The sequence below is a fragment of the Jhaorihella thermophila genome, assembly GCF_900108275.1.
In the GTDB taxonomy this organism is placed as follows: domain Bacteria; phylum Pseudomonadota; class Alphaproteobacteria; order Rhodobacterales; family Rhodobacteraceae; genus Jhaorihella; species Jhaorihella thermophila.
This window is the reverse complement of record NZ_FNVD01000040.1, coordinates 1-7,013: the sequence shown is the minus strand read 5'-3', so window position 1 is coordinate 7,013 and position 7,013 is coordinate 1. Positions and strand designations below refer to the sequence as shown.

General features: G+C 68.3%; 8 protein-coding genes. 2 read left to right on the top strand and 6 right to left on the bottom strand.

Translation table 11 applies throughout. The features are described 5' to 3' along the window. A partial coding sequence (locus tag C4S70_RS17880; protein ID WP_200822812.1) for a terminase gpA endonuclease subunit occupies window positions 1-2,231 on the bottom strand: 2,231 nt, incomplete at its 3' end. Next, window positions 2,179-2,784, bottom strand: a complete 606-nt coding sequence (locus C4S70_RS17875) for a hypothetical protein (protein WP_104009450.1) — start codon at window positions 2,782-2,784, stop codon at window positions 2,179-2,181. The genes C4S70_RS17875 and C4S70_RS17880, both read right to left, overlap by 53 nt. A gap of 108 nt (window positions 2,785-2,892) precedes the next feature. Between C4S70_RS17875 and C4S70_RS17870 the strand changes: the two genes are divergently transcribed. Both C4S70_RS17870 and C4S70_RS17865 read left to right on the top strand, forming a co-directional pair. Further along, window positions 2,893-3,162 carry a hypothetical protein gene (locus C4S70_RS17870; RefSeq protein WP_104009449.1) on the top strand — a complete coding sequence of 90 codons (270 nt, stop codon included), beginning with the start codon at window positions 2,893-2,895 and terminating at the stop codon, window positions 3,160-3,162. Window positions 3,163-3,257: 95 nt separating this feature from the next. Further along, window positions 3,258-3,788 (top strand): DUF3489 domain-containing protein, encoded by a 531-nt coding sequence (locus C4S70_RS17865; RefSeq protein WP_235003891.1) that lies wholly within the window; start codon window positions 3,258-3,260, stop codon window positions 3,786-3,788. Window positions 3,789-3,833: 45 nt separating this feature from the next. On the opposite strand, the gene C4S70_RS17860 is transcribed toward C4S70_RS17865, so the two are convergent. From C4S70_RS17860 to C4S70_RS18745, 4 genes are all read right to left on the bottom strand, one after another. Next, complete coding sequence (locus C4S70_RS17860; RefSeq protein ID WP_104009447.1) at window positions 3,834-4,058, bottom strand: DUF7220 family protein; 225 nt, start codon at window positions 4,056-4,058, stop codon at window positions 3,834-3,836. Window positions 4,059-4,067: 9 nt separating this feature from the next. Further along, the gene (locus C4S70_RS17855) at window positions 4,068-5,060 is read right to left on the bottom strand and encodes a DNA cytosine methyltransferase (protein WP_104009446.1); all 993 of its coding nucleotides are present in this window, start codon (window positions 5,058-5,060) and stop codon (window positions 4,068-4,070) included. 4 nt (window positions 5,061-5,064) lie between these two features. Continuing rightward, entirely contained in the window at window positions 5,065-6,408 is a 1,344-nt protein-coding gene (locus tag C4S70_RS17850) for a site-specific DNA-methyltransferase (RefSeq protein ID WP_104009445.1), read from the bottom strand. Between the two features lie 401 nt (window positions 6,409-6,809). After that, window positions 6,810-7,013, bottom strand: a 204-nt coding sequence (locus C4S70_RS18745) for a DUF6362 family protein (RefSeq protein ID WP_235003890.1), incomplete at its 5' end; no start/stop codon positions are given.

The following is a 7,013-nucleotide window of genomic DNA, read 5'->3' as shown; positions in this document are numbered from 1 at the left end:
CGCCGCTCGGCGATTCGCTGCCAGTCGGGCGCGTCGCCGGTCTCGATCCAGGTCTCGCCCAGCACCGTGTTGCGGAACACCCGCTCGGCCTCGTCCGAGCCCGCGGCCGTCTCCTTGTCCCGCGCGATGTCGGCCCAGCTCTTCCACCCCGGCGGCGAGTAGAGCGCCGAGAGATGGAAGCCCACCGTCCGCGCATCGCGTGCATCGGCGGTGGCCCGCCATTCGCCCGCCGCCAGCATCGCCGGCTTGTGGTGCTCCTCGATGGGCTCCTCGCAGGCCTCGCAATGGTAGGCCGCCGTTTCGGGTCTGCCCTTCTGCCAGCGCAGCCGTTCGAAGCGCAGCCACTGCATCGCGCCGCAATGGGGGCATGGCACGAAGAAGCGGCGCTGGTCGCTGGCTTCGAACTCGCGCTCGATCCGGCTGAGCCCCCGGATCGTCGGGGTTGAGACCAGGAACACCTTGCGCCGATGGGCGAAGGTCAGCGACCGCGCCTCGGCAAGCCCGACCGGGTCTCCTTCCTCGTCGGCCGAGGCGGGATAGGCGTCCACCTCGTCGAGGAACACGTAGCGGGCCGGCATCGAGCGAAGCCCCACCGCCGAGTTGGCGCCGGTCATCACCAGCACGCCGCCCGGAAAATCCTTCGACAGCTGCGTGTTGCCGCTGTCGCGGGCGCGGGCGGGCCGGACGCGCTCCTTCAGCGCCGGGCTTTCCTCGATCAGCGGGTCGATCCGCTGGCGCGAGTTGCGCTTGGCGAGCTCCACCGTCGGCTGGACTGCCAGCATCGGGCCCGGCGCGTGGTGGATCACGAAGCCGATCCAGTTGTTGCCGGCCTCGGTATTGTGCGTCGGGATCCAGCCCTTGCCGCAAAGAAACAGGTGGCTTGGCGAGTCCACCTCGATGCAGCGCACCGGCACGCTCGGCACAGACCGGATCGCAACGATGCGGCGCCGGCGGCTCCGCCCCGGCCGTCCGCTCTCGATCGAGCGCATCCGCGCCCGCTTGCGCGAGAGCCGGAACATCGGCTCCTCGGCATAGGCCGTCCAGGACACCCGCCAGTATTGCGCGGAACGCGTCACGCGCCCGTCCGTCCCGAACACCTTGCGCCGACTGGCCATGCGATAGACCGCCGGCTTGTAGCCGAGGCTGCGGAGCAGTTCGACCATCGCGTCGACCAGCCCGCGATCCGCGTTCGAGAACTCGCAGCGCTTGCCATCTGGCGTGATGGTGCCGTCGGAATCCATCAACCCGCGCACCAGCTCGAGCCGCTGCGCGCGGCTCGCCCGCATGTACGCGAGCGGCACATGCTTGTTGTCGAGCACGTCGAGCTGGCGCAGCCTCGTCACGAAGCGAGAGCGGAAGCATTCCGAAACCGACGCGCCGTCCGGCCGCCGCAGCCGGAAGGTCGGGTCGATCACCACATTGGCGATCCGACCCTTGCGCCATTTGGGCAGCCGGAACTCGGCCTCGACCCCGCAGGCGCGCAGATGCTCGACGATCTCGGCGTCATCCTCATGCACCGAGACATGGTTCATGATCGACGCGCCGTCCCCGAGCCAGAGCCCGAGCACGTAAGGGTGCAGAATCAGATCCTGCTCCGGCATGTCGACCGCGTCGCAACAGTCTATGGCATAGCGCCGGCGCTTGCCCGCCCCGATCGTCACGCGTCCGGCCATCTCCGCCGTGGTCAGCGTGCGCGCGACGGGGCGGTCGTTCGTGAAGTCCCATACCGGCCAGCGATGATCGCCATCCGCGACGATCCGTTCGCCATCGTCGAATTCGACCTCGAAGCAGGCGCGGTGGGTGAAAACCGGCGACAGACCCGTGACCCGACAGATGCGCCCTCCCTCGTCGTAGAGCAGATCGCCCGGCGCGATTTCGCCCATGGTGGTCCAGCCGAAGGGCGTCGGCACGGGCGTATCCAGCGCCAGCGGAGCGCCCACCTGCGCGGCTTTCTGGAACACCACCCGCTGGGTCGGATCGCCGGGGCTCAGCCGATCCATGATCTCGCGCATGTAGGGCGTGCGGTCCGTGCGATAACGCCCCGGCTCGGCGCTTGCGCGGGTCCCCAGCCGGCGATGGCGGTCCGCCCATTGCGAGACCGTCAGGTCGGGATCGGGCCGGATGCCGCTCCGCCAGGCCCGAAGAATCCCCTCCGCCCCGTCGAATTCCTCCGCACCGTCATCCGAGCCTCGGCCGAACCTCGGCGAGGCTGTCGAGTTGGGCGCGGACATGGGTTTCGAGCAGTCTCTGGATCAGCGCGGTCGTGACCGCCGGTTGTGCATTTGCGTTTTCGGCATCCGCAGCCTGTGCGAGCGCCAATGCCAGTTCGGCTGCCAGCGGCGCCGCCACCCGCGCCGGCCAGTTCACCCACGCGTCGCGTTCCTCGCGCGCGAGGCGGAACACGAGCGTTTCCGCTCGGGCGCGGTCGACAAGCTCACCCTTGAGCTTTTGCAGCCGGATGCGCCGCTCCTGCGCCTTCAGCACCTCATGCGCGGTCTTTGCCTGCAGGAAGGTCGTGCCGCCGCCGGTCGCTGGGGCAGCAAGCCCCTGTTCGCGCAGCGTGTCGCCAACCGCCGACACCGCCGCTTCGGGGACGGGCTTCAGCTTCTGCGCCTTCCTCGTCTTCGACGGGTCGGTCGTCTCGGCCCTAAGCCTGTCGGACGCATCCGCGTCGATGCTGCCATCCTCGTGCAGGACGAGCCTTCCGGCCGCCTTCGCCTTCTGGATCGCGCCGCGTGACAGGCCGACGCGGGCGGCATACTGGCGCTCGCTCATGCCATGCATGACGGGTTCCGATTATCATTCAAACTCAGGTGCTTATCGAGTTGATAAGCCGGGCGCCTCGAGCGAACGTCCGATCACAAGGACGATGCAACTCACCCGGAGCCAGCCATGAACCGCCTGAACCCCGAGACCACACCCCGCCACGAACTCCGCGCCGAAAGGGCACGCCGCAACCGCGACGCTGCGCTCGCCGCCTTTGTTTCGCGCAAGGCCGAGATCGACGGGATGCTCGCCCGCCTGCAGGCGCTCAGCGACGACCATTTCAACGTCGGCCCGGACGAGGTGAACTGGAGCCATGTCGGCAGCCTCGGCCACATCGCCGAGCGGCTCGCCGATATCACGGCCTTCGCCTTCGGCGAGGACGCGCCAGACGCCTGACCGGCGCCGCCGCCGGAACTCCCGCCGCGCCGATGCGCGGCTTGGGGTCGTGGAAGGGCCGCGACGGTCGCGGCCCCGATCAAGGAGACGACCCCGTGACCCAGATCCAGCTTTCCGACGCCCAACTCGTGATCCTTAGCGCCGCCGCGCAGCGCGACGACCGCAACGTCCTGCCGCTTCCCGGCAGCTTGCGCGGAGGCGCCGCACAGAAGGTAATCGGCGCATTGCTGAAGCGCGGGTTGATCGCCGAGACGGTGACGGACCAACTCGCGAAGGCCGATCCCGCCCTGAACCGCATCTGGCGCAACGACGAGGACGGTTGCGCCATCCTCCTGCACATCACCGACGCGGGGCTCGCCGCCATCGGCTTCGAGCCGCAGCAACCGGTTCCTGACCCCGCACCCAAGGCGCGCACACCGCGCACGGGTACGAAGCAGGCGAAGCTGATCGAGATGCTCCGCGCTGAGGGTGGCGCGACCATCGGCGAGATCGTTGCCGCCACGGGATGGCAGTCGCACACTGTGAGAGGCGCCATGTCCGGCGCGCTGAAGAAGAAGTTGGGCCTGACGATCGCTTCCGAGAAGGTCGAGGGGCGCGGGCGAGTCTATCGTATCGCCAGCGATTGACACCCGGTCCATTCTGTAGCCGCCGCCCCAAACGGGCGGCGGTGCTTATTTCGTCCCGCGCATCCGCAGCGCCTCGAACAACCGGCGCAGGAGGTAGCCGCGCGCCAGCGAGACGCCGACGAAAGCGAGACCGATGGTGAGATGCTCAGCCAGCCCAGTCTCGATCCCAAACCACGGGAACACGACGATCTGAGTGGCGATGGCCAGAACATAGCCGACGGCGACATTGGCGATGGCTTCGACCAGCGACATGGTGCGGCTCTGTTTCATGCCACGTCCTCATCCATTGGCCAGCAATTGAGCTGCGAGAGTTCGGAGCGCATGCGCGGCAACCAGCGGGACCACGCCGTTGCCACAGAGCCGAAGCCGGTCCACGCGGTGGGCCAGCCCATCAGCGCCTCGACGAACAGCGGGTTCAAGGTCCGGGGCGTCTCGCAGGAATTCCCGCCAGCCGTCGGCGTCACCAGGACCTGGCGGCCAAGCAGGCCGTTCACCGGCGTGTTCGCCAATGTCGTCGCCCCGTCCTTGTGATCCCGCGCTGTCGGCGTCATCCACATCCGGCTCACACCGGTCAGGTCGGCCGTCTTGCGCTTGCCCGCGCTCGGCTTGTTGCCGTCGCTCGCCATCGGGGTCGGCCAGCGGGCGAGCATCTCGGTCCGGTTCCCACCGCTGGAGCGGGTCCCGGAGCAGGCGCGCGGGGTCGGCCATGTGGTCGTGCTCGCGGTGGGCGAGGATGAAGAGCCGTTCCCGCTTGTGGGGCGCCCCGACTTCCGCCGCCGTGAAGAGGCCCGCCGCAGTTCTGTAGCCCATGCCGACCAGTCCTGTGGCGACCTCGGGAAAGCCGAGGCGGAGATGATGGGCGACATTCTCGAGGAAGACGAAGGGCGGTGTGCACTCGCCGATGATGCGGGCGACATGCGGCCAGAGGTGGCGGGGGTCGTCCGCGCCCCGGCGCTTGCCCGCGACGGAGAACGGCTGGCACGGATAGCCCGCAGTGACGATATCCACCGCGCCGCGCCACGGGCGGCCGTCGAAGCTGGCAACGTCGTCCCAGACAGGCGCCGGATCCAGGGCCGCGTCTTCCATCCGCGCCACGAGAATGGCCGCGGCGTAGGTTTCCCGTTCGACATGGCCCACAGTTCGATATCCGGGCAAGGCGATGGCGAGCCCGAGGTCGAGCCCGCCTGCGCCGGAGCAGAGCGAGAGGCCGAACAGGCACGCGTCGCCGGCTCCGGCAGGCAGGCCGGAGGAAGGTGGAGCCAGGTCATCCATAGCCTCAGGCTGCGGGCTTCTGTTCGGATGGGGCGGCATCGGCCTTGTCGCCCAACCGCTCGGCCTTCACCTGCGCGAAGGTCCGGCCGTCGCAGTCGAGGATCGCATCCCGGCCGGTCGCGGCCTGCCAGCGCTCCACGGCGACATCGACGTAAGCCGGGCTGATCTCCATGGCGTAGACGCGGCGGCCGTTGGCCTCGCCCGCCATGATCTGCGAGCCGGAGCCCGAGAATGGCTCGTAGCAGAGGCCGCCCCGCGCCACGTGCTGGCGCATCGGGATGCCGAAGGCGTCGAGCGGCTTCGGCGTCGGGTGGTCCGGGCGCTCCTCCTTGGCAAAGGACGGCATCTCCCAGGTCGAGGGAAGCGTTTCCTCGGCGACCTTCGGCGGCCGGTTCGGGCGGCGCCAGCCCATGAAGCAGGGCTCGTGCTTCCAGAGGTAGTGGGAGCGGGTCAGCACCCCGCGGTCCTTCACCCAGATGATCTGCTGGTGGACGAAGGCGCCGGCCTTCTCCCAGCAGGCTTCCAGCATCGCCTGGCGGCGGGAGGCGTGCCAGCAGTACCAGGCGGCATCCTCGGTGATCGCCTCGGCGACGGCGGCGGCGATGAAGCCGTCGTAGAGCTCGGCGCCCTGGCTGCTGTCGTCCCAGGTGACGCCGTAGGACTGGCTCCAATCCTTGTTGCGCGTCGGGTGGTTCGACCCGTCGTAGTCCACGAGATACGGCGGATCGGTCGCGAACAGCACCGCGCGCTCGCTGTTCATCAGCCGGCGCACATCGTCGCGGCTGGTCGAGTCGCCGCAGAGCAGCCGGTGATCGCCGAGGATCCAGAGATCGCCCGTGCGCGATGCCGGGTTGCGCGGCGGTTCGGGGATGGTCACCGTAGGCACCGAGCCCCCGGCGCCACCTTCTTCTTCACCGCCCCCGTCAGGATCGAAGGCCAGCAGCTTGTCGAGCTCGCCGTCGGAGAAGCCGACCAGCGACAGGTCGTAGTCGTCGGCGAGCAGGTCCTGCAACTCGGCCGACAGCAGCGCCTCGTCCCATGTTCCGAGTTCGGTCAATTTATTGTCGGCCAAACGATAGGCCCGCCGCTGCGCCTCGCTCAGGTGCCCCAGCACGATCACCGGCGCCTCGGTCAGCCCCAACTGCGTGGCAGCCAGCACGCGCCCGTGGCCGGCGATCAGTTCGCCGTCATCACCGACGAGGCAGGGCACGGTCCAGCCGAACTCGGCCATGCTGGCGGCGATCTTCGCCACCTGCTCGGCCCCGTGCACCTTCGCGTTCTTCGCGTAGGGCTGGAGCTTGGCCAGCGGCCAGGTCTCGATCCGCTCGGGGGCGAAGCTCAGCGTCATGGGCGATGTTCCGTGAATGTGGTGGATCCCAGCGCGGCGGATTCCGGATGCCGCGCTGGACTCCTCGCGGGGTCCAGCGGCATCCGGGGGTATCCGGCCGGAAGGCCAGTGTTTATTGGGGTTTGCGCGGGGTTTTCATGGATCCGGATTCCGGGTGGCTTCCCAAAAAACCGGCCCTGTCGCTGGCGATATTGCGCGCCAAGCCCGCCAGCATACGAATTCGGCCCAGAAGGAACCATTGAATTCAAAGGGTTAGCGGATTGGACCCCGCTGGTCCCCTCGATGGACTCTCGGACGCCAGCGCCCCGGGCCGTCCCGCGCGCGCCTCTCCCGAGCATATTCGTTTTCTACCCTCATTCCGGAAATCTGTAAGGCCTTGCGATGTACACCAGAAAGTTTCCTCAAAGGACGATTTTCCTTGACAGGCGGTCGGCGTTCTCAACGACGAAGCGCTGCGAGCGTCGGCGCGGCGGAACACGCCCGTTGAGGCGCCAGACAATCAGGGCGATGCCGTACTGCCAGCGTTTGGTGGCAGCGGTGCGCGACAGGCCGAATTGCCAGCAGATCGGTTTCCATGGCTTCCGGTTCGCCCTGAGCCACACGAT

What these genes read in the sequence shown, in the direction of transcription:
- C4S70_RS17875 (WP_104009450.1), bottom strand. Translation starts at nt 2,784, where the DNA reads ATGCATGGCATGAGCGAGCGCCAGTATGCCGCCCGCGTCGGCCTGTCA.
- C4S70_RS17870 (WP_104009449.1), top strand. Translation starts at nt 2,893, where the DNA reads ATGAACCGCCTGAACCCCGAGACCACACCCCGCCACGAACTCCGCGCC.
- C4S70_RS17860 (WP_104009447.1), bottom strand. Translation starts at nt 4,058, where the DNA reads ATGAAACAGAGCCGCACCATGTCGCTGGTCGAAGCCATCGCCAATGTC.
- C4S70_RS17855 (WP_104009446.1), bottom strand. Translation starts at nt 5,060, where the DNA reads ATGGATGACCTGGCTCCACCTTCCTCCGGCCTGCCTGCCGGAGCCGGC.
- C4S70_RS17850 (WP_104009445.1), bottom strand. Translation starts at nt 6,408, where the DNA reads ATGACGCTGAGCTTCGCCCCCGAGCGGATCGAGACCTGGCCGCTGGCC.